The sequence below is a fragment of the Glycomyces rhizosphaerae genome, assembly GCF_042647865.1.
Classification (GTDB): domain Bacteria; phylum Actinomycetota; class Actinomycetes; order Mycobacteriales; family Micromonosporaceae; genus Glycomyces; species Glycomyces rhizosphaerae.
Genome location: NZ_JBHRWO010000012.1, coordinates 308,313 through 330,245, shown reverse-complemented (window position 1 = coordinate 330,245; position 21,933 = coordinate 308,313). Strand labels below are relative to the sequence as shown.

The 21,933-nt window shown below is 69.8% G+C and carries 22 protein-coding genes; 10 read left to right on the top strand and 12 right to left on the bottom strand.

Annotated elements, in window-relative coordinates; all coding sequences use genetic code 11:
* The first annotated feature begins 188 nt into the window (after positions 1–188).
* The 3 genes from ACFO8M_RS15835 to ACFO8M_RS15825 all read left to right on the top strand — a co-directional run bounded on the left by ACFO8M_RS15835 (position 189) and on the right by ACFO8M_RS15825 (position 3,961).
* On the top strand, positions 189–1,826 hold the full coding sequence (locus tag ACFO8M_RS15835; RefSeq protein ID WP_387977279.1) for an SLC13 family permease: 1,638 nt from the start codon (positions 189–191) through the stop codon (positions 1,824–1,826).
* A 69-nt stretch (positions 1,827–1,895) separates the two neighbouring features.
* Complete coding sequence (locus tag ACFO8M_RS15830) at positions 1,896–2,777, top strand: LysR family transcriptional regulator (protein WP_387977278.1); 882 nt, start codon at positions 1,896–1,898, stop codon at positions 2,775–2,777.
* A 92-nt stretch (positions 2,778–2,869) separates the two neighbouring features.
* A complete protein-coding gene (locus ACFO8M_RS15825) occupies positions 2,870–3,961 on the top strand; it encodes a tartrate dehydrogenase (protein WP_387977276.1) in 1,092 nt (363 codons plus the stop codon).
* Between the two features lie 24 nt (positions 3,962–3,985).
* On the opposite strand, the gene ACFO8M_RS15820 is transcribed toward ACFO8M_RS15825, so the two are convergent.
* The 8 genes from ACFO8M_RS15820 to ACFO8M_RS15785 form a co-directional block, all read right to left on the bottom strand.
* A complete protein-coding gene (locus tag ACFO8M_RS15820) occupies positions 3,986–5,416 on the bottom strand; it encodes a GntP family transporter (RefSeq protein ID WP_387977274.1) in 1,431 nt (476 codons plus the stop codon).
* Between the two features lie 2 nt (positions 5,417–5,418).
* Positions 5,419–6,321, bottom strand: a complete 903-nt coding sequence (locus ACFO8M_RS15815; protein ID WP_387977272.1) for an NAD(P)-dependent oxidoreductase — start codon at positions 6,319–6,321, stop codon at positions 5,419–5,421.
* A gap of 25 nt (positions 6,322–6,346) precedes the next feature.
* Positions 6,347–7,777: a four-carbon acid sugar kinase family protein gene (locus ACFO8M_RS15810; protein WP_387977270.1), complete on the bottom strand. Its 1,431-nt coding sequence runs from the start codon at positions 7,775–7,777 to the stop codon at positions 6,347–6,349.
* A gap of 81 nt (positions 7,778–7,858) precedes the next feature.
* Positions 7,859–8,563: a FadR/GntR family transcriptional regulator gene (locus ACFO8M_RS15805; RefSeq protein WP_387977268.1), complete on the bottom strand. Its 705-nt coding sequence runs from the start codon at positions 8,561–8,563 to the stop codon at positions 7,859–7,861.
* Positions 8,564–8,659: 96 nt separating this feature from the next.
* Positions 8,660–9,025, bottom strand: coding sequence for a MazG nucleotide pyrophosphohydrolase domain-containing protein (locus tag ACFO8M_RS15800; RefSeq protein WP_387977266.1), 366 nt, complete (start codon positions 9,023–9,025; stop codon positions 8,660–8,662).
* Positions 9,026–9,030: 5 nt separating this feature from the next.
* Positions 9,031–10,491, bottom strand: coding sequence for a class II fumarate hydratase (locus tag ACFO8M_RS15795; RefSeq protein ID WP_387977264.1), 1,461 nt, complete (start codon positions 10,489–10,491; stop codon positions 9,031–9,033).
* Positions 10,492–10,554: 63 nt separating this feature from the next.
* Complete coding sequence (locus ACFO8M_RS15790; protein WP_387977262.1) at positions 10,555–11,526, bottom strand: pirin family protein; 972 nt, start codon at positions 11,524–11,526, stop codon at positions 10,555–10,557.
* 198 nt (positions 11,527–11,724) lie between these two features.
* Complete coding sequence (locus tag ACFO8M_RS15785; protein WP_387977260.1) at positions 11,725–12,654, bottom strand: oxidoreductase; 930 nt, start codon at positions 12,652–12,654, stop codon at positions 11,725–11,727.
* A 165-nt stretch (positions 12,655–12,819) separates the two neighbouring features.
* Here ACFO8M_RS15785 and ACFO8M_RS15780 point away from each other — a divergent pair, with 165 nt between their 5' ends.
* The 3 genes from ACFO8M_RS15780 (at position 12,820) to ACFO8M_RS15770 (ending at position 15,029) form a co-directional block, all read left to right on the top strand.
* Positions 12,820–13,404: a TetR/AcrR family transcriptional regulator gene (locus tag ACFO8M_RS15780; RefSeq protein WP_387977258.1), complete on the top strand. Its 585-nt coding sequence runs from the start codon at positions 12,820–12,822 to the stop codon at positions 13,402–13,404.
* Between the two features lie 87 nt (positions 13,405–13,491).
* Positions 13,492–14,445, top strand: coding sequence for a pirin family protein (locus ACFO8M_RS15775; RefSeq protein ID WP_387977257.1), 954 nt, complete (start codon positions 13,492–13,494; stop codon positions 14,443–14,445).
* 47 nt (positions 14,446–14,492) lie between these two features.
* On the top strand, positions 14,493–15,029 hold the full coding sequence (locus ACFO8M_RS15770; protein WP_387977256.1) for a GNAT family N-acetyltransferase: 537 nt from the start codon (positions 14,493–14,495) through the stop codon (positions 15,027–15,029).
* Here ACFO8M_RS15770 and ACFO8M_RS15765 read toward each other — a convergent pair.
* On the bottom strand, positions 15,026–15,640 hold the full coding sequence (locus ACFO8M_RS15765; protein WP_387977254.1) for a LysE/ArgO family amino acid transporter: 615 nt from the start codon (positions 15,638–15,640) through the stop codon (positions 15,026–15,028). The two genes, ACFO8M_RS15770 and ACFO8M_RS15765, sit on opposite strands and share 4 nt — an antisense overlap.
* 70 nt (positions 15,641–15,710) lie before the next feature.
* Positions 15,711–16,211 carry a MarR family winged helix-turn-helix transcriptional regulator gene (locus tag ACFO8M_RS15760; protein WP_387977252.1) on the bottom strand — a complete coding sequence of 167 codons (501 nt, stop codon included), beginning with the start codon at positions 16,209–16,211 and terminating at the stop codon, positions 15,711–15,713.
* A 91-nt stretch (positions 16,212–16,302) separates the two neighbouring features.
* On the opposite strand from ACFO8M_RS15760, the gene ACFO8M_RS15755 reads away from it, so the two are divergent.
* Positions 16,303–16,722: a Rid family hydrolase gene (locus tag ACFO8M_RS15755; protein ID WP_387977250.1), complete on the top strand. Its 420-nt coding sequence runs from the start codon at positions 16,303–16,305 to the stop codon at positions 16,720–16,722.
* A gap of 67 nt (positions 16,723–16,789) precedes the next feature.
* Here the strand turns inward: ACFO8M_RS15755 and ACFO8M_RS15750 are convergent, their stop codons facing one another.
* The gene (locus tag ACFO8M_RS15750; protein ID WP_387977248.1) at positions 16,790–17,296 is read right to left on the bottom strand and encodes a TetR/AcrR family transcriptional regulator; all 507 of its coding nucleotides are present in this window, start codon (positions 17,294–17,296) and stop codon (positions 16,790–16,792) included.
* Positions 17,297–17,416: 120 nt separating this feature from the next.
* Here ACFO8M_RS15750 and ACFO8M_RS15745 point away from each other — a divergent pair, with 120 nt between their 5' ends.
* The gene (locus ACFO8M_RS15745) at positions 17,417–17,998 is read left to right on the top strand and encodes a hypothetical protein (RefSeq protein ID WP_387977246.1); all 582 of its coding nucleotides are present in this window, start codon (positions 17,417–17,419) and stop codon (positions 17,996–17,998) included.
* Positions 17,999–18,042: 44 nt separating this feature from the next.
* On the opposite strand, the gene ACFO8M_RS15740 is transcribed toward ACFO8M_RS15745, so the two are convergent.
* Positions 18,043–18,921, bottom strand: a complete 879-nt coding sequence (locus ACFO8M_RS15740) for an alpha/beta fold hydrolase (protein WP_387977244.1) — start codon at positions 18,919–18,921, stop codon at positions 18,043–18,045.
* 96 nt (positions 18,922–19,017) lie between these two features.
* Between ACFO8M_RS15740 and ACFO8M_RS15735 the strand changes: the two genes are divergently transcribed.
* Both ACFO8M_RS15735 and ACFO8M_RS15730 read left to right on the top strand, forming a co-directional pair.
* The gene (locus ACFO8M_RS15735) at positions 19,018–20,949 is read left to right on the top strand and encodes an AfsR/SARP family transcriptional regulator (protein WP_387977242.1); all 1,932 of its coding nucleotides are present in this window, start codon (positions 19,018–19,020) and stop codon (positions 20,947–20,949) included.
* Between the two features lie 215 nt (positions 20,950–21,164).
* The gene (locus tag ACFO8M_RS15730; RefSeq protein WP_387977238.1) at positions 21,165–21,920 is read left to right on the top strand and encodes a hypothetical protein; all 756 of its coding nucleotides are present in this window, start codon (positions 21,165–21,167) and stop codon (positions 21,918–21,920) included.
* The last annotated feature ends 13 nt before the right edge of the window (positions 21,921–21,933 follow it).

Genomic DNA, 21,933 nt, shown 5'->3' with positions numbered 1-21,933 from the left:
GAAGGGTAACAATCTCCGTTAACCCAGTCAAGATCCTCGATGTCAATAGATTTTCCGCTGACTTTCGCGCACTATCGACCCGAATAATCCGATAGGCAGAAGCTATGAGGCGGAGAGGAAGACGGTCTTGGACCGGTTTGCGCCCCGATGAGACAGTGATCACAGTCGATCCCTCAAGGAGGAGTCATATGACTTCCGAGGCACCCGAGCAGCCCCCGACCACTCCGACCCCCACCGAGCCGCCCCGCACCGACGTCGAGAAGACGCTCCTGAGCGGCAGCACCTACCGCAGCCTCACCGAACTCGGCAGGTCCGGGGCCGAGGCCAAGTTCGAGAAGGGACGCCGCCTCGTCGGCTGGTTCCTCGCCCCCGCCGTATTCCTGCTCTTCTTCTTCCTGCCCTTGGACATGCCCGGCGCACAGCAGAGCCTCGCGGCCGTCCTCCTCGGCGTGGTCGTCCTCTGGATCTGCGAACCCATCCCCATCCCGGTCGGCGGCCTCATCGGCGTCTCGGCCATCATCCTGCTCGGGGTCGCACCCTCCGACGAAGTGCTCGCCCCGTTCGGCTCCACCACCATCTTCACCTTCATCGGCGCGTTCATCCTCGCCCAAGCTATGCTCAAACACGGTGTGGCCCAACGAATCGCGTTCTTCGTCCTCGGCCTGCCCGGCGTCGGACGCTCCACCTTCCGCACCATCATCGCCTTCGGCGCGGTCACCTGCCTGCTCTCGGCGTTCGTGTCCAACACCGCCACCGTCGCGATGCTCATGCCCACCGCCCTCGGCATCCTCACCGTCATCGCCAAACTCATGCAGGACCAGCGCGTCGTCAAACCCGACTTCGACCCGATGACCCTGCGCGTCGGCGCGGCCCTCATGCTCATGCTCGCCTACGGCGCCAGCGTCGGCGGACTCCTCACACCCGTCGGCTCTCCCCCGAACCTGATCGGCCGCGGCCTCATCGAGGAGGCCACCGGCGAACGGATCGGCTTCGGGCAGTGGATGCTCACCGCCCTGCCGATCTGCCTGCTGATGTTCGTCATCCTGGCCGCCGTCCTCATGCTCATCAACAAGCCCGAGGTGCGCCGCGTCGAAGGCGTCGAGGAGTACATCCGCAACAAGCGCGCCGAGCAGGGCCCGATGAGCCGCGCCGAGAAGAACACCGTGATCGCCTTCAGCGTCACCGTGTCCCTATGGCTGGTCCCGGCCGTCGTCGGCCTGGTCTCCGGCATCAACTCCGAGGCCTACGCGGTCGTCGACGACCGGCTCAACGAAGGCGTCGCCGCCGTCGTCGGCGCCGCACTGCTGTTCATCCTCCCGGTCAACTGGTCCAAGCAGCAGGCCACCCTGACGTGGAAGGACGCCGGCAAGATCGACTGGGGCACCATCCTGCTCTTCGGCACCGGCATCATCTTCGGCGCCATGCTCTCGGGGACCGGCCTCGCCGAGACCATCGGCGAGAGCGCAGCGGACACGCTCGGCATCACCAGCGTCTTCGCGCTCACCGCGTTCGCCGTGGTCCTCGCGATCATCATCTCCGAGACCACCAGCAACACCGCCTCGGCGGCGGTCGTGGTGCCGATCATCATCCCGCTCGCCGTGGCCACCGGCGTCGACCCGTTCGTCCCGGCGCTGGCGGCCACGTTCGCGGCGTCACTCGGGTTCATGCTGCCGGTCTCCACGCCGCAGAACGCGATCGTCTACGGCACCGGCTGCGTGCCGATGACCAGGATGATCCGCTCGGGGATCACCTTCGACATCATCGGCGGCCTGCTCATCATCCTGACCATGCCCGCGATGGTCGCCTTGACGAACATCGGAGGCTGACTCGGGCCTGGCCGGATTCACCGGCCAGGCCCTAGACTGCCGCAAAGCCGACGATAGGGGCGGAGGGCCATGGACGCACGCCAGCTCGGTTACTTCCTCGCCGTCGTCGACCACGGCGGCTTCGGCCGGGCCGCCGAGCAGATCCACATCGCGCAACCCTCGCTCTCGCAGGCGATCGCGAACCTGGAGCGGGAGCTCGGCGTCCAGCTGTTCCACCGGGTCGGGCGCGGCGTCGTGCTCAGCGAGGCGGGCCGCCAGCTCGTCGAGCCAGCGCGGCAGGTGCTGCGCGACCTGGACGCGGCCCGCGCCGCCGCGCAGGCGGTGAAGGGGCTCCAGACCGGGCGGCTGGACCTGGTGTCCATGCCCTCCCCCGGGATCGAGCCCCTCACCGAGATGATGTGCCGCTTCGCCGAGAAGCACCCCGGCATCGAGTTCCGCGTGGACGGCGCGTTCACCGCTGACGAGGTGGTCGCGAGCGTGCGCACGGGCGTCGCCGAGATCGGCCTGCTCGGCTCGGCCGGGGACGTGCGCACCGCGGAGCTGCGCGTGCAGCCGATCGCCGACCAGCCGCTCGTGCTCATCTCGCCGCCCGACCACGGCCTCCCGGACGGCGAGACGGTGCGGGACGTCGACCTCGAAGGGCTGCGGCTCATCGTCTCCCAGTACGGGACCTACATGCGCCGCTTCGTGGACGACCTCATCGCGCGGGGCATCGGGGTGCGGATCGCCGCGGAGGTCGCGCATCGCACCTCGATCCTGGCGCTCGTGCTCGCCGGGTTCGGCCATGCCGTGATGCCCTCGTCGTGGACGCCGTTGGCCGAGCGCGGCGGGGCGGCCGTGCACCGGATCGAGCCGGCCTGGGATCTGCGGATCGCACTCGTGAGCCGCCCGGAGGGACTCACTCCGGCGGCGAAGTCGTTCCTCGAACTGGCCGCCGACTGGCGGCGATAGGTCCGGCCGATCGCGGTGATCGCGGATCGGTCTTGGACATCGGGCAAGCGCGCGTTGTTCACTCGTTGCGAGGTCAGCATCGAGGAGGAGCCATGAGCCCCAAGGAATTCCGTATCGCCGCCATCCCCGCCGACGGCGTGGGCCGCGAAGTCGTGGAGGCCGGGAAGACCGTTCTGGACGCGATCGAGGCCGACGGCGGGGGCCGGTTCGCGTTCGCGTGGGAGGAGTTCCCTTGGGGCTCAGACTACTTCGCCGAGCACGGCCGGATGATGGCCGAGGACGGCCTGGAGACACTGCAGGCCTTCGACGCGATCTATTTCGGCGCGGTCGGCTGGCCCACCGTGCCCGACCACGTGAGCCTGTGGGGCCTGCGGCTGGCGATCTGCCAGGGCTTCGACCAGTGGGCGAACCTCCGCCCCGTCCGGTTCCTGCCGGGCATCGAGAGCCCGCTGCGGAAGGCCGACCGCACGGACTTGGACTGGGTCGTGGTGCGCGAGAACTCCGAGGGCGAGTACGCCGGGTTCGGCGGGCACACGTTCGCCTCGCGCGAGGGCCGGGGCGAGGTCGCGGTCCAGTCGGCGCTGTTCACCGAGGTGGGTTGCGAGCGGATCATCAAGTACGCCTTCGAGCTCGCGCGCACCCGCCCGCGCAAGAAGGTCTCCAGCGTGACCAAGAGCAACGCCCAGCAGTACGGGATGGTCTTGTGGGACCGGGTGTTCCAGCGCGTCGCCGCCGATTATCCGGACGTGGAGACCGAGAGCGTCCTGGTCGACGCGATGAGCGCCAAGTTCGTGCTCCAGCCCGAGGAGCTCTCGGTGGTGGTGGCCTCGAACCTGTTCGCGGACATCCTCTCCGACCTCGGCAGCGCCCTCGCCGGGAGCCTCGGCCTGGCGCCGAGCGCGAACCTCAATCCGGAGCGGCGCTTCCCGAGCATGTTCGAGCCGGTCCACGGTTCGGCGCCGGACATCGCAGGCCAGGGCGTGTGCAATCCCATCGGCGCGTTCGGCAGTGCCGCGATGATGCTCGACCACTTCGGACTCAAGGCCGAGGCCGAAGGGCTCGACGCGGCGATCGAAGCGGCCACGGCCCAAGGCATCCGCACCCGCGACGTGGGCGGCACGGCAAAGACCGCCGAGGTCACCGAGGCGGTCATCGCGAACCTCCCGGCCCGGCGCCAGTCTTGACCCGAGCGCCGGACCGGGAGAGGTCTAACTCGCGGGGATCGCCACGTACAGGCCCGAGGTGATGAGGAAGCCGAGGAGACCGAGGATGGTCGTCATCGGCGTCCAGACCCGCAGGCCGTCCTTGACCGAGAGCCCGAGGTAGCGGGTCACGATCCAGAAGCCCGAGTCGTTCACGTGGCTCAGGCCCAAGGCGCCGTAGCCGATCGCGAGCGCCACCAGCGCCAGGTGGATCGGGTCGAGCCCGAGCGACTGGACGGCCGGGAGCATGAGGCCGGCGGCGGTCGTGATCGCCACCGTCGCCGAGCCCTGCGCGGCGCGCAGGATCAGCGAGATGAGGAAGACCGCGAGCAGGACCGGGATGCCGGCCGAGGCGAGCGAGTCGGCGACGGCCGTGCCGATGCCGGACTCGGTGAGCACCTTGCCGAAGCCGCCGCCCGCACCGGTCACCAGGATGATGACCGCCGCGGCGGGGAGCGCGGACTCCATGACCTCGCCGAGCTTCGCGGCCGACCAGCCGCGCCGGAACCCGAGCGCGAACATGGCGAAGCCGATCGCGACGGCGAGGGCGAAGATCGGCTGGCCGATCATGGAGAGCAGGCCGTTCCAGAAGCTGCCGGCCGCGAACTGCGGAGCGATCGTGGTGCCGACCATGATGAGCGCCAACGGGAGCACGATGATCCCGATGACGGTGCCCGCACCGGGGGCGCGTTCGCCGTCGGCGAGCGTGCCGTTCTTGAGGCCGTCCTTCTCACCGAAGCTGTCGAACATGGCCTTGGTGGCGGCGATCATCGAGTACTCGCGGCGGTTGAACAGCTTGCCTAGGAAGTACGCGGCGACCGCGAGCGGGATCGAGACGAGCAGCGAGAGGACCGTGATCCAGCCGACGTCGGCGCCCAGGATGGCCGCGCCGCCGACGATGCCCGGGTGCGGCGGGACCGCCACGTGCACGGCGAGCATGATGCCCGCGATGGGCAGGCCGAACTTGATCGGGTTGAGCCCGGCGGCCTTGGAGAAGGCGTAGATGATCGGGATCAGGATGATGAACCCGGCGTCGAAGAAGACCGGGATCGCCAGGATCGCGGCGGCGGCCGTGAGGGCGACGCCGACCCGCTTGGGGCCCAGCCAGCTCGTGAACCGCCCGGCGAGCGAGTCGGCGCCGCCGGAGATCTCGATGATCTTGCCGAGCATGGAGCCGAGCGCGACCAGGACGGCGACGGACCCGAGGGTGCCGCCGACACCGGTGATGATCGCCTGGACGACGCCGAGTTTCTCGGGTTCGTCACCGCTGGCGGGGATCGTGGTGAGCGGGAGTCCCGCGCCGATGCCGACGAGGATCGAGGTCAGGATGAGGGCGTAGAACGCCTGCATCTTGAATTTGATGATGAGCAGCAGGAGCAGGGCGACGCCGGCGAGGCCGACGAGGATCAGTGCGCCGAGAGGTAGCTCGAAACCCATGGCTAGGCCTCCTTCTGGTTACGCAGTGCGGGGGCGACGACGCGGATGACCGCGGAGTCGTCGAGCCCGCCGAGGCCCTGGGCCTCGCCGATGAGGAACAGCTGCTCGGCCGCGGCGGCGACCGGCGCGGCGAGGTGGGCGCCGCGGGCGGCCTTGCCGACGATCCCGAGGTCCTTCACGAAGATGTCGAGGCGGCTGAGCACTTCGGCCCCGCCTTCGTCATAGGCCTGGAGCGAGCGCGGGCCGCGGTTGCCGAGCATGAAGGAGTTCGCGGCGCCTGCCGTGAGCGCTTCGAGCGTGCGCTCGCGGTCGAGCCCGAGGGCGTCGGCCAGCGCGAGCGCTTCGGCTGCGGCGGCGATGTGGACGCCGCACAGGAGCTGGTTCACGGTCTTGAGCGCCTGGCCGTCACCGGGGCGGTCGCCCACGATGGACAGTGTGGAGGCGAGCTGGTCGAGGACCGGCTTGACCTTGGCGAGGGCGGCGGGTTCGGCGCCGACGACGATGAGGAGGTCGCCTTCGCCGGCGCGGACGGGCCCGCCCGAGAGCGGGGCGTCGACCAGGTGGGCGTCCTGTTCGGCGAGGCGCGCGGCGGTCTCGGCGATGCCTTCGGTGCCGACGGTGCTGGTGAGGACGACGACGGCGCCGGCATCGAGGTGCCCGGCGATCCCGTTGTCCCCGAAGAGCAGGGTGTTGAGCTGCTCGCCGGTGCGGACGGCGACGAGGACCGTCCCGGCTCCGGCGACGGCCTCTGCGGCGGATGCGGCGGGCGTGACACCGTGTCCTTCGGCGAGGGCGAGGCGTTCCGAGGCTATGTCGAACCCTCGGACCTCGAAGCGTTCGGCCAGGCGCGAGGCCATGGGCAGGCCCATCGCGCCGAGGCCGATGACAGCGACATTGCTGTTCATTGGTATTCCAATCTTTCGGGGACGGTCAGCCGACGAGCGTGTCGACCACTTGCGCGAGCGAGTCGGTGGCGCCGACGTTGCCCGCGAAGACGATGTAGGGAATGCCGAGCGCCGGTCCGTCCTCGGGCTGCCACAGGGACACGATGCCCGGGAGCATGGGGCCGATGACGGTGGCGCGCCGGATGCGGAGGGCCTCGGAGGCGGTGTCGCTGGAGGTGATGCCGCCCTTGGCGATGACGAAGCGCGGCGGCGCGAGTTCGAGGACTCGGGCGACGAGGTCGACCACGCCGCTGGAGATCTGGCGGGCGATGGCGAGGCTTTCGTCGCCGGTGCTGCCGGTCACGAGTTCGCGGGTGGTGTGAACGATGACCGTGCCGCCTTCGAGTGCCTCGGCTACGGCGGCGGCCTGGGCGGCGAGGTGGGTCTCTCGGCGGTCGTCGATCAGTTGGCGCACATCGAGTTCGATGGTGGCGGTGTCGGGTCGCGCCTCTCGGAGCGCGCCGAGCTGGGCGGTGGTGAGCGGCACGTGGCTGCCGACGACGACCAGTCCCCCGCGTTCGTTGGCGAAGTCGATGCGGTCCCTGGTCACGGGCTCGGCGATGTCCTGTCCGATGTGGGCGCGCACGTAGGGCGGGCCGACTCGCAGGAGCGCTTGGACGCCTTCGCGTTCGAGGCGGTGGAGGGCGAGGGCGACGACGCGCATGTCGGTCTCGTCCACGACGTCGACGGCGACGATGGTGCCCTCGCCCAGGCCCCGAAGGAAATCGGCGACGGCCTCGGAACCGGAGCGGATGATGTCGACGGCGAGCACGGCGACCTCGTCGGCAGCGACGCGCCCGCCGGTCTTCTCTTCGACCCACTCGCGAAGGTCAGAGGACTTGAAGCCGAAGGTGGCGTCCTGCGCGAACGGCGTCTCGCCGACCGGCGTGGCGGCGCCGTCGACCACCCAGTAATGGACACCATGGACGGTGATGCGTCCGGCGTCGGGGAATGCGGGCACGAGCAGGGTGAGGGCGGGTCGGCGTCCGCCGTGGGCCTCGATGGCCTCGGTGAGGACGTCGGTCTCGAGCGGGAAGTGGCCTCGCAGGGTCGAGTCGGAGCGGGAGACGAAGGTGAGCCGCTTGCCCGCGCGCTCGGCGGCGGCCAGCGCGGCGGCGACGACCTCGCGGTTGCGCTGGGCGGCGGTGTCGGGGTCGAGGGAGCGGGTGTTGGTGAGGACGTAGACGGCGTTCGCGCCGGTGGCGAGGGCCCAGTCGAGGTCGGGGGCGTCCCAGCGGGTGAGGACGGGGAGTCCGGCTACGGACTGGGTGCCGGTGGGGTCGTCGTCGAGGACCACGAGGACGGAGGCCGGGTCGGTCTCGGCCCGCACGTCGGCCCCGGTGACCAGGACGGGCGCGGGTACGGAGGCGAGCAGGATCTCGACGTCCACGTGAACTCCTTCGTTCGCTCCAGGCATTGAAGCCTGTAGGTATCAGATATCAGATATCCTCTCTCAGGATTCCGGCTTCGTCAAGTCCTTGCGAACAATAAGGGCGCGCTAGCGGCGCGAATGCACGTATTCGAGCAGGTCACCACGGGTCTGGTCCATGTGGCTGGCCATGGCGTCGCGGGCGGCGAGGCGGTCCCCGGAGGCGATGGCCGCGACGATCGCGGTGTGCTCGGCGATGGCGTGCTCGCGGATCTCCGAGACGGCGCTGGTCTCGCTGCGGGTCTCGGCGAGCATCGTGGTGAGCGGGAGCAGGGCCGCGACGAGGATGCGGTTGTCCGCGGCGTGAAGGATGACGTCGTGGAATGCGAGGTCGGCTTCGACGAACGCGGCCACGTCGGTCCGGGCGTGGGCGGCCTTCATGCGTTCGATGAGCTCGTGCATCGCGTCGACATCGGTCTGGGAGCGGCGCTCGGCGGCGAGCTGGGCGGCGCCGGTCTCGATCATCATGCGCACCTCGAGCAGTTCGAGCGACGAGCGCTTCCGCTCCCCCGCGCTGCGCGCGTGCCGCACCACCGATTCGAGGCCGGTCCACTGCGCTACGGGCGCGACGCGGTGGCGCCGGCCGGGGACCTGGACGATGACGCCCTGGGCCTGGAGCAGCCGCACGGCCTCGCGCAGGGTGAGCCGGGAGACGCCGAACTCGTCGGCGAGGTCCCCCTCGGGAGGCAGCGGCTCACCCGGCCGCAACTTGCCGTCGATGATGGCGTCGAGGACCTGCTCGACCACCTCTTGCGTCCGTGACGCTCGCGCCATCAGACCTCCTCCCGGTAATTGCATCGAGCGTAGGGCAGTTGGCGTTCCAGCGTGGAACGAGGTCTCGTCTGGAGTGGTTCAGGGCCTGCCGCTCGGTCACTCGGCAATCGAGGAGGCGGCCGTCTCGGTCTCCGCCAGCGCAGCCAGTTTGGCCGACACCCTGGCCTCCAGCTGTGTCGTGGTCTTCTCGAACGCCGCCGCGAGGTCCACGTCGTAGCGGTCGGCCAGCATGAGCACCGACCACAGGCAGTCGGCGAGTTCGTGTTCGAGTGCCTCGCGGCCGCCGGGGTAGGTGCGGATGTTCTCGGCGACCTGCACCTGCCGCACCAGGTCGCCCACGTCGCCGACGAACCCGAGCGCCAGGTCGAGCCCGGACCAGGCGTTCTGGCCGTTGGCTTCGTTGAGCCGGTCGAAGAGGGCGGCGAGACTGGTCGCCTTCGCGGTCGCGGCAGTGATCTCCATGGCGATCATTCTGGCAGGCCGAGGTCCCTTCGCGGGTGGCCGACCATGGTCGCGGGGTCGACGATGCGGTCGAAGTCGGCGGCGCTGACGCCCAAGGCGAGTGCGGCTTCGCGCAGCGTCGAGCCTTCTTCGTCGGCCTTGTGGGCGATGGCGGTCGCCTTGTCGTAGCCGATGTGCGGGCTCAGCGCGGTCACGAGCATCAGCGAGCGGTCGACGTGCTCGGCGATCTTCGCGCGGTCGAGTTGCGTGCCTTCGACACTGAAGTCCTTGAGCTTCTCGGCGGCGTCGCCGAGGATGCGGGCCGAGTGGAGCACGTTCGCGATGACGACCGGGCGCATCGTGTTCAGCTCGAAGTGCCCCTGGGCCCCGGCGGCGGCGACGATCGAGTCCTCGCCGATGACCTGGAGGCAGACCATGAGCGTCGCCTCCTGCTGGGTCGGATTGACCTTGCCGGGCATGATCGACGAGCCGGGTTCGTTGGCGGGCAGGCGGAGTTCGGCGAAGCCCGCGCGCGGCCCCGAAGCGAGCCAGCGCATGTCGTTGGCGACCTTCATGAGTGCGACGGCGACGCCGCGCAGGCCCGCGCTGACGGCGACCATGCCGTCCAGAGAGGCCTGTGCCGCGAACTTGTTGGGGGCGGTCATCACCGGCAGCCCGGTCAGCTCCGCGAGCTTCGCGGCGACGGCCTCGCCGAAGCCGTCGGGAGCGTTGATGCCCGTGCCGACAGCGGTGCCTCCGGCGGCGAGGCCGCAGATGCTCGTCAGCGAGTCTTCAAGGCGCACACGCGCGTCGCGCAGTTGCGCGGCCCAGCCGGACCATTCCTGTCCGACGGTGAGCGGTGTGGCGTCCTGGAGGTGGGTGCGGCCGATCTTCACCACGTCGACCCACTGCTCGGCTTTGAACCGGATGGCCTCGGTGAGCGCGTCCAGTTGCGGCAGGGTCCGGTCGCGCAGCGCCAGGAGCGTCGCAAGGTGCATCGCGGTGGGGAAGCTGTCGTTCGAGGACTGGCTCAGGTTCACGTGGTCGTTGGGGTGGACCGGGGTCTTCGCGCCGAGCTCGCGGCCGAGGAGCTGGTTGGCGCGGTTGGCGATCACCTCGTTGACGTTCATGTTGGTCTGGGTGCCCGAGCCGGTCTGCCAGACCGAGAGCGGGAACTCGGCGTCGAGGTCGCCGGCGATCACTTCGCCGGAGGCGGTGACGATGGCCTCCGCCAGCAGCGGGTCGAGGAGGCCGTAGGAGGCGTTGACGAGCGCCGCGGCCTGCTTGAAGCGGCCGAAGGCCCGGTAGACGGCGGTCGGCATGCGGTCCTCGCCGATTGCGAAGTGGTGCAGAGAGCGCTGGGTCTGCGCGCCCCAGTAATGCTCGGCGGGCACCTCGATCGGGCCCATCGAGTCGGTCTCGACCCGCGTCCCGACCTTGCCCGTGCCGACCGGCAGGGATCGGATCCGGTACTCCTCGTTCGCCATGCGATGCGTCTCCCGTCGGTAGGGCCTCGCCCCAGGATTCCACGAATCCCGGGGCGATGCCCGTTAGTCGGTGTGCGGGAGGTGCTTCGCGGGAATCACCCCGAGGCGCCCGGCCTGGTAGTCCTCGAAGGCCTGCACGAGTTCGGCGCGGGTGTTCATGACGAACGGCCCGTAGTGCGCGACCGGTTCGCGGATCGGCCGGCCGCCCAGCACGTACAGGTCGAGCTTCGGCGTGCGGGAGTCCTGCCGGGGCGACGCTGCGACGCGGAGGGCGTCGCCGGGGCCGAAGACGGCGGTCTGGCCCATCTGGAACGGGCGCCGGTCGTTGCCGACGGTGCCCGCCCCGGCCAGGGCGTAGACGATCGCGTTGTACTCCGGGTGCCAGGGCAGGTCCACTTGCGCGCCGGGCTCGATGGTGATGTGCGCCAAGGTGATCGGTGTGTAGGTGGAGCCGGGACCCGCGTGTCCGGCGATGTCCCCGGCGATGATGCGGATCAGCGACCCGCCGTCGGGCGTGGTCACCAGCGCGGACTCGCCGCCGCGGATGTCCTGGTAGCGCGGCGGGACGAACTTCTGCGCGCGCGGCAGGTTGACCCACAGCTGGGTGGCGTGGACGACGCCGCCGCTCATGACGAAGCTCTCGGGCGGCATCTCGTTGTGCAGGATGCCGGCGCCGGCGGTCATCCACTGGGTGTCGCCGTCGGTGATCCGGCCGCCGCCGCCGTTGGAGTCCTCGTGCTCGATGACCCCGTCCATGACGTAGCTGACGGTCTCGAAGCCGCGGTGCGGGTGCCAGGGCGCGCCGGTGGGCTCGCCCGGGGCGAGGTCGACCTCGCCCATGTGGTCGAAGTGGACGAACGGGTCGAGTTCCGCCATGGGGATGCCCGCGAAGCCGCGGCGGACCTGGAAGCCCTCGCCTTCCATGCCGAGCGGGGCGGTGATGAGGCGGCGGACTTCGCGGAAGCGGGTCTGGGCCGGGTCCGGTTGCGGCAGGCGGGGCAGGACGAGGACGTCTTCGACGGTGACGGCGGGCATGGCTGCCTCTGCTTTCCTTCACGGCGCACCGGCGAGCGGACGGTTCCGCAGCCGTACATGATGCGTCATGTTCTTCTTCGCGAACTGTAGCGCGAAATAGATGATGCGTCAACAACTGAAGCGGGGCCGGATCGGCCGCGAGCCGTCCGCGGCCGATCCGGCCCCTTACTCAGTCACGCGCGTCCGCCGCCCGCGCGGTCAGGCGGCGGCCAGCGCGAACCGAACGCCCGTGAGCTCCTCGGAGAGCGTCCACAGTCGCGTTCCAGTCTCCGGGTCCTTCGCCTCCGGGATCGTGTCGACCACGACGGGGTGGCCCTTGCGTTCCTTCTTGCCGGAAGGGCCGTAGTACTGCCCGCCTTGCGCTCCCGGGTCGACGGCGGCCCGCAGCTGGGGCAGTGCGCCGTCGGCCTGCGACTGGGTGACGAACGGCATGATGAGTCTCGTGACCAACCGCATCGGAGCGTTCATTCCGTTCGCGGCGAGCCTGGTCGCGGAGAAGCCCGGGTGCGCCAGCAGGCTGCGTACGGGGCTCCCGGCGGCGCGCAGGCGTCGATCGAGTTCGAGGCCGAACACGGCGTTGGCGAACTTCGACTGCCCGTAGAAGGCGATCGAACTGTAGCGCCGCTCGCCGGTGAGGTCCTCGAAGTGGATGCGCCCGTGCCCGTGCGCGAGCGAGGACACGGTGACCACGCGGGGGTCTCGGCCCGCTTCGAGCAGACCCATGAGCCGGCCGGTCAGCGCGAAATGACCGAGGTGGTTCGTGGCGAACTGGCGCTCGTGGCCCTGCGGGCTCAGCGAGCGCGGAGGGGCCATGACGCCGGCGTTGTTGATCAGGAGGTCGAGGCGGCCCCGGTCGACGGTCAGCTTGTCGGCGAAGGCCGCGACGGAGTCGAGGTCTTCGAGGTCGAGCGTGCGCACCTCGAGGTTCGCGCGCGGGAAGCCGGCCCGGATGTCCTCGGCCGCCGCACGTCCCTTGGCCTCGGAGCGGGCGGTCATGATCACGTGCGCGCCGCGCCCGGCCAGCGCGCGGGCCGTCTCAATGCCGAGGCCGCTGTTGGCGCCGGTGACGACGACGGTGCGGCCGGTCTGGTCGGGGATGTCGGCGGCGGTCCACTGCCTGGTGCTCATCGGTTACCTCCTGTCGGGTTCGCGGCGGGCGGCGGCCCGATCGCGAGATAAGCTGAACTTGAGTTCAGCTTAATCATGAACCATGATTCAGGTTATTGCAAACTTCACGGCGCACGCCTCAAGACGCGATGCCATACGATGCGGGTCCGAACGAGAGGAGACGGGATGACCGCGGAACGCCCGCTGCGCGTCGACGCCGCCCGCAACCGCTCCAAGATCCTGGAGGCAGCGGACCGGCAGATCGTCGCCCACGGAACCGAGGTCCGCATGGAGGCCATCGCCGAGGAGGCCGGCGTGGCGGTCGGGACCCTCTACCGCCACTTCCCCACGAAGGACGCTCTGGTCGCGGCCGTCGTCGAATCCCACGTCGAGCGGATCATGACCGAGGTCGAGGCCACGGCCGACCGCATGGAGGCCGGCGCGGACGCCCTCACGGAGTTCCGGCGCTTCCTCCTCACCACGGTCGAGCTCGCCGCCAGCGACCAGGCCGCCAAGGCCGCGGCGCGGGCCCTGGGCGCGCAGTACGACATCGCCCGTCCCATCGAGCGCGGCACCGCCGCCATGGAGCGGATCCTCAAGGCGGGCAAGCAGTCCGGGCACCTTCGGACCGATCTCGACATTGAGGACTTCTTTCTGCTCTTCGCCACCGTCCCGGTCGACCAACCACCCAGGGCGCGTGAGCGCTGGATCGAACTGTTCCTAGGCGGCGTCGCCGCGGTTCCGACCGCGAGGCCGAGCAACGCCGGTTGACCGAGGCAAAATGCCTCGATGTCGATATATATTCTTTTGATGGCGCGGTTCAGATCCGATCCGTGGCTCCCGCGCTACGGTGACCGCGTGAGCAATCTCGAGGTTCGCCCCGTGGAAGAGCCCTGCCGGTCCTCGGGCACCGATGGGCCCGAAGCGGTGCTGCTGGAGGCCCGGGACGTGCCGCTCGGCGGCGTCCGGGCCATGCACGTCAGCCGCACGCTGCCGCAACGGGAGATCCCGACGGTCGGCGCGTGGTGCTTCCTCGACCAGTTCGGGCCCGAGCGCACCGACATGCAGGTGCTGCCGCACCCGCACTCCGGGCTCCAGACGGTCACCTGGCCCGTGCAGGGCGAGGTCCGGCACCGCGACAGCCTCGGCTCCGACGTCGTACTCCGGCCCGGGCAGCTCAACCTGATGACCAGCGGCCCCGGCATCGCGCACTCCGAGTTCTCGTTGGGCGAGGCACCGCTCATCGAAGGCCTCCAGCTGTGGGTCGCACTCCCCCACGGCGGCAGCGGCATCGCCCCCGGATTCGAGCGGCACACCGACCTGCCGCGCTTCGAACTCGCAGGGGCACAAGGCATCGTCGTCCTCGGCGAACTGGCCGGTGCCACCTCGCCCGCGACGGTGTTCACGCCGATCGTCGGCGCGCAGATCACGATCGAGCCGGGAGCCGCGCCGGTGCTGCCGCTGCGGTGGGACTTCGAGCACGCGGTGCTCGTCATCTCCGGTGCGCTGCAAGTGGACGGGACGCGGCTCGAACGCGGCCCGCTGCTCTACCTCGGGACCGGCCGCGATGAGCTGGCTCTCGCCTCGGACGAGGGCGCCGTGGTGTTCCTGCTCGGCGGCGAGCCGTTCCACGAGGAACTCGTGATGTGGTGGAACTTCGTCGCACGATCCCATGAGGACATCGTCGCGGCGCGAACCGCTTGGGAGGACCCGGATCAGACCAGGTTCGGCCACGTGGACGGACACGACGGCCAGCGCATCCCCGCTCCCCCGCTGCCGGGCGGCAGGCTCCGCCCGCGCGGCCGCCGCTAGGCCGAGATCGAAAAAGCGGGGGTGAAAGCCCCGCCTAGAATGCTCGGATGGTCGTGCTCGAAACTCCCCGATTGATCCTTCGCCGCTGGCGCGAAGAGGACGTCGCGCCGATGGCCGCCATCAACGCCGACCCCGACGTCATGCGCTGGATCCGTGACGGCAGCGTCCGCGACGAACGGCAGACCCGCGACGGAATCAAAGCGTGGGAGCGCGAGTGGGAGACGGAGGGCTTCGGCTTGTTCGCCTTGGAGGAACGCGCGACCGGCCAGATGGTCGGGTTCACCGGTCTCGCAGTGCCCCGCTTCCTGCCGGAGCTGCTGCCGGCGGTCGAGGTCGGCTGGCGGCTGGGATCCGTCCACTGGGGACAAGGCCTCGCCACCGAGGCCGCGACCGCCGTCGTCCGGTTCGGATTCGAGGAGCGCGGGCTCGAGCGGATCGTCAGCGTCGCCCAGGTGGGCAACGATGCGTCCGAGCGGATCATGGTCAAGCTGGGGATGCGCTTGTTCCACGAGACCGTGAGCCCCGGGTCGGGTCGGCGAGTGCGGGTATTCGAACTGTCGCCGGACCGGGACGGCACCGACTAGACGAGCGTCTGGACGAATTCGACCGCGAGCCACACGGCGAACACCAGGAGGATCAGGCCGGAGATCCGGTCGAACCAGACGCGCCGTTCCTTGGTCATGAAGCGCCGCAAGGCGTGTGCGGCGGTCGCCAACACCAGGAACCAGGCCCAGGAGGCGACCACCGCGCCGGCCGCGAACGGCAGGCGTGTGGCCACGGCCTGGGCGGTGATGGCCGCGCCGAGCACGCCCACGGTGTCGAGGATGGCATGCGGGTTGAGCAGTGAGACGGCCATGGTCCGGCGCAGCACCTGGCCCCTGGACCAGACGCCGGTCTCGTCGTCGAGTTCGGTCGGCTTGGTGCGCAAGGACTTCACGCCGAGGTAGGTGAGGAACAGCGCGCCCGCGATGAGCATCGCGGGACGCAGGCCCGGCACCGAGTTGAGCAGCGCCGACGTTCCGGCCGCGCCGAGCACGATCAGGATCGTGTCGCACACGGCCGCGCCGACGACCGCCCACAGTGCTCTCGGCATGCCGAGCGAGACACCCTGCCCGAACACGAACACGTTCTGCGCCCCGATCGGCACGATCAGCGCCAGCCCGAGGGCCAGCCCGGTGAAGAAGGCGGCGGTCACCGCGCCTGCGGCCCTTCAGATCCGGCCTTGGTGGAATCGCGGCGCACTGGCTGGTCCTCTCAGTCGGTGTTCAGGCGAGGTCGACGGGTCGCACGCGGAGCTTTTCGGCGATGCGGGCGAGGGCCTGCTGGTCGGCGGCATTGAGGCGGTCGAGGGCCACTTGGCGGACCGCACGCACATGGCTGGGCGCGGCGGCCACGACCACGTCGTATCCGGCATCGGTGAGGTGCGCGATCGTATAGCGGCCGTCGTCGGGATCGGGTGAGCGCTCCATCCAGCCCCGCTGCTCGAATCGCTTGACCACGTTCGAGAGCCGCGAGAGCGAACCGTTGGCGAGGAAGGCGAGTTCGCTCATCCGCAGACGGCGGTCCGGGGCCTCCGAGACGTGGCTGAGGGTCAGGTACTCGAACAGGCTCAGACCCGATTCGCTCTGCAGAGGCGCCTCCAGACGTCCCGGCAGGAGCAGGATCAGTGAGACCAGCCCGGTCCACGCCTCCTTCTCGGCAGCGTTGAGCCACAGCGCCTCGCCGGTCGGGCCGTCGGCGGATTCCGGGGTCTCGGTGGTGGCCATAGCGGCACTATACCGAGCGATAATGACTTCACGCATGAAGTGAAACATGTTAGGATTACTTCAATCATGAAGTCAAATCGAAGGGAACAACATGGGCGAGCCGGAATTCTTCGTGACCCCCGGATTCGGCGAGAAACTGCACGGCCTGCTGGGATACAGCCAGGCCGTGCGCCTCGGCGACCGCATCGAGATCTCGGGGCAGGGAGGCTGGAACGACGACATCGAGTTCCCCGAAGACCTTGAAGAGGAGATCGTGCAGGCCTTCGACAACGTCGAGCGGACCCTCGCCGAAACGGGCGCGACCTGGCGCGACGTCGTCCACCTCAACTCCTACCACGTGCCCGACGATCCCGAGTTCATCGGCGAACGCCCGACCCGCGTCATGTCGGAGCAGATCCGCAAGCACATGGGCGACCGGGCTCCGATCTGGACGCAGACGGGCGTCGCCGCACTCGGCGCGCCCGGCATGCGGGTTGAGATCCGCGTGACCGCCGTCCTCGGCAGCGCCTGACACCCGGCGAACACCAGAGCGCTCAGGGGCCACCGTTCTCCGGTGGCCCTTTTTGCGCGCCCGGTCGCTATCCAGCCCCGAGGACGGCCGCGGTGTCGAAGCGGTCCGGGTCTCCTGCGAGGCGCTGCACGGTGTCGAGCCAGACTGCGCCGTGGACGCGGAGCCACCAGGTGAGCGCTTCGTCCTTGGAGGCGCCTTCGAGGCGGTCCGCGGCCAAGTCGACGACCGAGGCGATGAGGTCGAGCCGGAGCTTCTGATCGATGCCGAAGCCGTCGAGGTCGGCGGCGAAGAGGTACTGGTAGTGGCGGGGCTCCTTGCGGGCGTATGCCGCGTAGTCGCGTTCAAGGTCTTTCGCGTTGCGCGCCTTAGTAAGTGCGGCCACGAGGTCATCGCCGCAGGAGCGGTAGACCTCGGCCAGGAGCCGCTTGCGGTTGCCGAAGTGGCTGTAGACGCACATGGTCGAGCGGCCCGCGGCCTCGACGAGGCGGCGCACCGAGAGGTCGCCCGTGCCTTCGCGACTGATGAGGTCGCGTCCACCGAGGACCAGCTGCTCGGCGACGGTCGGTGACGTCATGGACGGCTCCACTTTCGATAACGGTTCAACACGGTGCGGCACCGTGCTTGACAGGGCGCCTCCGCCAGCATAACAATCGTTATTGCGATAACAAGCGTTATTTTCCTCCTGGAGGCTTCCATGTCCCTGCCCCTCGTCAACCTCGAACTGCGGCTGGCCGCTGTCGCCGGATGGCTCAGCGCCGCGATCATCCTCGTCAACACCGCGAAGCGGGCCGAGATCCTGCCGACCACCCCGGTCACGCAGCTCCTCGCCCCGCTCGCGCAGATCTTCGCGATCGGCTTCATGCTCGGCCTCTACATCGCCTGCCGCCGCACCAGAAGCGGCCTGCTCACCGTCGGACTGATCGCCAGCCTCGCGTCGGTCTCGGCGCTCGTGGGCGTCGAGTTCGTGATCAACCTCGTGTTCGCCTACCTCGAACCGGCCCAAGTGGACACGCTCAGGGCCGGGCCGCTCGGCACCGCGCTCACGGTCGCCTCGATCCTGTTCATCCTCGCCGCGGTCGTGTACGCGGCAGGGCTCTGGCGCAGCGGTGCACCGCGCGTCCCGCTGGTGCTGTACGCCGCCGCCACCTTCCCGATCGGCCTGCGCGCCCTCGTCCCCGAAGTCGCCCTGCAGCTCGCGCTCGTGGCGCTCGCCGCGGCCGTCGTCTGGCTCTCGGTGACCCTGTGGCAGCGCGCGCTCGAACCCGCGACCGCCTGAGAGCCCTGAGGCGTGCCTCCCGGTTCGGGAGGCACGCCTTTTCGCTAGCGCGCCAAGAGATCGCGCAGGGCCTTGACAATCATGGCCGGGTCCTCCTCGGCCATGAAGTGGCCCGCGCCGGTGAGCCGGTGGTCGAGGTCCGGAGCCCAGGCCCGCCACACCGCCGCCGCGTCGTAGCCGAGGGCCGCGCCCCAGTCCTGCTGCACGACGCTCACGGGCATCCGCAGCAGGTTCCCGTTCGCGCGGTCGGCCCGGTCGTGGTCGATGTCGACGCCCGCCGAAGCGCGGTAGTCCGCCACGATCGAGGCCACGGCCTCGCGGGAGGCCCGCAGGTACTCCTCGCGGACCGGCCCCGGGATCGCCTCCGGGTCCTTCGTCCACGCGTCGAGGAAGAACCCGAAGAACTCGTCGGCGCTCGCGGCGATCATCCGCTCGGGCAGGCCGGGCGGCTGGGCCATCAGGTAGAGGTGGAACGCCACCGCCGCGTTCGCCCCGTGCAGGACCTCCCACATGTCCAGGGTCGGCACGACATCGAGGATCGCGAGGTGCGAGACCGCCTCCGGGTGGTCGAGGCCCGCGCGAACCGCGACGAGCGCGCCCCGGTCGTGCCCGGCCAGCGCGAACCGCCGGTGGCCGAGGCGCGCGGCTAGGTTGACGATGTCGGTCGCCATGGTGCGCTTGGAGTACGTCTCGGGGCTTACTTCGGCGGGCCTGTCGCTCGCGCCGTAGCCGCGCAGGTCCGGGACGATCACGGTGTGGTCGGCCGCGAGGTCGGCGGCGACGTGGCGCCACATGAGGTGCGTCTGCGGGAAGCCGTGGAGCAGCACGATCGGGCTTCCTTCCCCGCCCACGGCCGCATGCAGCGAGACCTCGTCGTCGACGGCGATGCGCCGGTGGTCGAAGCCCGGTATCGCGAGGTTCATGGTCGCTCCTTCTGGTTCGGTGGATGTCCTCGAGTCTGCGAGTCGCCGATGAGCGTTCAATGAGCGCGATAGTTTGACGAGCGGATGGAGGTGCCCTTGCGCGTGCGAATCGGTGTGCTCGGCCCGGTCCTCGCCTGGGACGAGGCGGGGTCCGAACTGGATCTGAGGGGTCCCCGGCACCGGGCGGTGCTGGCGCGGCTGGTGGTCGCGCGCGGGCGGGTCGTGCCGGTGGACCGGCTCGTGGACGACCTCTGGGGCGAGCCGCCTCAGGGTGCGGTGGGCGCGGTGCGGACGTTCGTGGCGGCGCTCCGGCGCGCGCTGGAGCCGGATCGGCGGCCTCGTTCGCCGGCGCGGCTGCTCGTGACCGAGGGGCCGGGGTACGCGTTGCGGGCGGAGCCGGAGGCCGTGGACGCTTGGCGGTTCGAGGCGGCCGTCGCCGAGGCCGCTACGGCGCCATCGCATCAGGCGCTCGCCTTGCTCGACGGGGTCCTCGGTGAATGGCGGGGCCCGGCGTATGCGGACTTCGACGAGGCCTGGGCCGGCACCGATCGTTCACGACTCGACCAGTTGCGGCTGGCGGCGATCGAGCGGCGGGCCGATGCGCTGCTGGAGCTCGGACGGCCGGGCGAGGCGGTGCCGGACCTGGATGCGCTGGTGGCCGAGCATCCGTGGCGTGAGGAGGCCTGGCGGCTGCTGGCGCTGGCGCTGTACCGCACGGGGCGGCAGGCGGACGCGCTCGCGGTCCTGCGGCGGGCCAGGGCCCTGCTCGACGAGCGGCAGGGTGTCGAGCCGAACGTGCGCCTGCGGCGGCTGGAGACCGACCTGCTCCGCCAGGCCGATCCCGGTGCTGAAGGGGCCGAACAGGTCTGGGCCGCTACGGCGGCGGCGTACGACCAGACCGTGGGCCGGCAGTCCCCTGCGCGCTTGGAGTCCACGGTCGGCCTGCTCCGCAGCTTGGCGTTGACGGGCGGGACCGGACTCGGTGCGGCGCAGGAGCAGTGGGCCGCGACCGTGGCGGCCGCCGAGCGTCTGGACGACCCGGAACTCGCCGCGCGGGTGATCGGCGGCTACGACGTGCCCGCGATCTGGACCCGTTCGGACGATCCCGCGCGGTCCGCCCGCATCGTGGCCGCCGCCGAGCAGGCCTTGGCGCGCTTGGGATCCGACGCGCATGAGGTCGACCGGGCCCGCCTCCTTTCGGTCGTCGCGGTCGAATCGCGGGGCGTGCCGGGCCCGCGCCCGGCCCAAGCCGCCGCCGAAGCCGAGCGGCTTGCCCGGAGCTTGGGCGAGCCCGCGCTGCTGGCGTTCGCGCTCAACGGCGTCTTCATGCAGACCTTTCACCGGACGGGTCTGGCTCCGGAGCGGGACGGGATCGGGGCCGAGCTGGTCGCGCTCGCCACTCGGCATCGCTTGCCCGCCTATGCGATCCTCGGCCATCTCGTGCGGCTCCAGGCGCGGAGCGCGCTGTCGGACTTCGACGGCGCTGACGAGCACACCGCTGCGGTGGAGTCGCTCGCCGAGCGGTATGAGCGGCCGGGCGCGGGGGTCTTCACCGACTGGTACCGGGCGATGCGACTCGCGGCCCGCGACGCGCCGTTCGAGAAGACTGAGGCCGCCTATCGGTCCGCGGCGGCGAGGCTGGACGGGGCGGGAATGCCTGGGGTGCAGCGGGGTCTACTGCCGCTCGCGATGCTGTGCGTACGAATGCAGCACGGTCGGCCTTTGCGATTCGCGGACGACACCGATTGGGGCCCTTACGAACCCTGGACGAGTCCGCTCCTCCTGCTGGAGGCGGGGCGCCACGACGAGGCGGTGGCGGCTCTCCAGCGAACCCCGGTGCCGCCGGGCGACTTGTTGACCGAAGCGATGTGGGCCCTCACCGGGCGAGCGGCGATCGCCTTGGGAGACAAGACGATGATTGCCAATGCTGAAGCCGCGCTCGCTCCGGCGGCGGGCGAACTGGCCGGCGCGGGCAGCGGGATGCTCACCGCCGGACCGGTGTCCGACCTGCTCGACGCGCTTCGCTGAAAGCGACGGTGAACGTGTCGATGAAGGCCGATTCGCCGAACCGACGGATTCATCGGATTTTTATTTGTTTATTCAGGCGCTCAAACATTGACAGCTACGCCCGATATATAGGAACATATCTATATATCGTGTCAGGTGTCACTCCTGACACGTTCCGACACGAAATCTGCGCGCCGCGATGGCAGGCACAGGCAGCGCGCAAGAAAGAAGGTCAGATGAAAACTGTCAGCATCAGGTCGGCCGTTCTCGGTCGACTGGCCTTGGTCGCCCTCGTGGTCGCGGGACTCCTGAGCTTCGGGACTCCGGCGCAAGCCCAGGCCTACTACTCGTGCGATCGTTGGGGCGAATACCACCAGAACGACTGGACGGTCTACAACAACATCTGGGGCGACAACGCCGGCGCCCAGTGCCTCACCGTCAACAACGTCAACTCCTGGTACGTCGACTCGACCCAGTCCGGCGGCGGCATCAAGTCCTACCCGAACACCGGGGTCCGGCCACAGACCCCGCTGTCGCAGATGGCGAATGCCGGGTTCACCTACAAGACGTCGTCACCCGCCATCGCCAGCGGCGACTGGTGGAACTGGACGGCCGACCTCTGGTCCAGCAACAACCAGGACGAGATCATGGTCTTCACCAGCTGGTATCCGACCGGAGGGGGCGGCGGCTGGGGGGAGCAGATCGCCTCCAACGTGACCATCGGCGGCATCCTCTACGAGTCGGTCTGGCAGGCCGCCCCGGGCTGGAACGTCCTGCAGCTCTTCCCCGCCCAGCAGAGCAATGACGACTACGTGGACGCCCTGGCGGTCTGGCAATGGGCCGCGTCGGAAGGACTCCTGGTCAACACCGACTTCGACACCATGCAGTTCGGCCTCGAGATCACCTCGACCAGCGGTGAGTCGAAGCGCTTCTCGCTGAACGAATACCACGCCTGGTGGACCGACACGTCCGGCAACGGATCGGGCATCTGATACTCCGCTTGGA